Below are 1,049 nucleotides of genomic sequence, written 5' to 3' on the forward strand. Positions count from 1 at the left end.
GGCTCTGTTGCACAAAGCGAGCGGGAGCGTGCTCGTAGACTGACGCCGTGAGCGAAGCGAAGAAGAAGCGGACGAAGTACCGCACGACGAACTGGAAGGTCTACAACGCGGCGCTGAAGGCGCGAGGGGCGTTGACGATGTGGCTGGACAGGGACATGCAGTGGTTGGCTGCGCCGTCGGGCAAGCGCGGCCGCAGCCAGACCTTTTCGGACGCGGCGATCCAGTTCTGCCTGAGCATCAAATGCCTGTTCGGGCAGGCGTTGCGTCAGACGTTGGGGCTGGTGGAGAGCCTGCTGCGGCTGGCGGGGCTGGACTGGCCGGTACCTGACTACAGCACGGTGTGCCGACGTCAGAAGACGCTGCAGACCCAGCTGAGCTACCGTCCGAGCGCCGAGCCCTTGCAGCTGCTGGTCGACAGCACGGGGGTCAAGTTCCTTGGTGAGGGCGAGTGGAAGCGCAAGAAGCATGGCGCCGAATACCGCCGCGAGTGGCGCAAGGTGCACCTGGGCATCGACGCGCAGACGCTGGAGATCCGCGCGGTCGAGGTCACGAGCAATGCGATTGGCGACGCGCCGATGCTGCCCGAGCTGCTGGCGCAGATTCCGCCGGATGAAGCCCTGGCCAGCGTCACGGCAGACGGCGCCTACGACACGCGGGCATGCCGGGATGCGATCGCGCGGCGCGGCGCGGTGGTGGTGATCGCGCCGCGCAAGAACGCTCGGCTGTGGCGCAGATCCAGTCCGGGATCCGAGTCTCGAAATGAGGCCGTCCGGGCATGCCAGCGCCTGGGGCATGGCATCTGGAAGACGTGGAGCGGCTACCACCGGCGCAGCTTGGTGGAGACCAAGATGCATTGCCTGAAGCGGCTGGGCGAGCGGGTCACGGCCCGCACGTTCGAGCGACAGGTGGTGGAACTGCATGTGCGCGTGGCCGTGCTCAATCGCTTCAGTCAGATCGGCCGACCGCAGACCGTGCCGGTGGTCGCCGTGGCATGAGTCCGTCCGGGGCTGGGGTCATGCCGTCTGCTCACGGATTTGTGCAACAGAGCC

At 66.7% G+C, this 1,049-nt stretch carries 1 protein-coding gene; it reads left to right on the plus strand.

The genetic code is table 11. The annotated features are described in order from the left end of the window. Positions 1-47: 47 nt before the first annotated feature. The gene (locus G3A44_RS23155; protein ID WP_163460114.1) at positions 48-995 is read left to right on the plus strand and encodes an IS5 family transposase; all 948 of its coding nucleotides are present in this window, start codon (positions 48-50) and stop codon (positions 993-995) included. The last annotated feature ends 54 nt before the right edge of the window (positions 996-1,049 follow it).

The organism is Ideonella livida (assembly GCF_010499455.1).
Classification (GTDB): Bacteria; Pseudomonadota; Gammaproteobacteria; order Burkholderiales; family Burkholderiaceae_C; genus Ideonella; species Ideonella livida.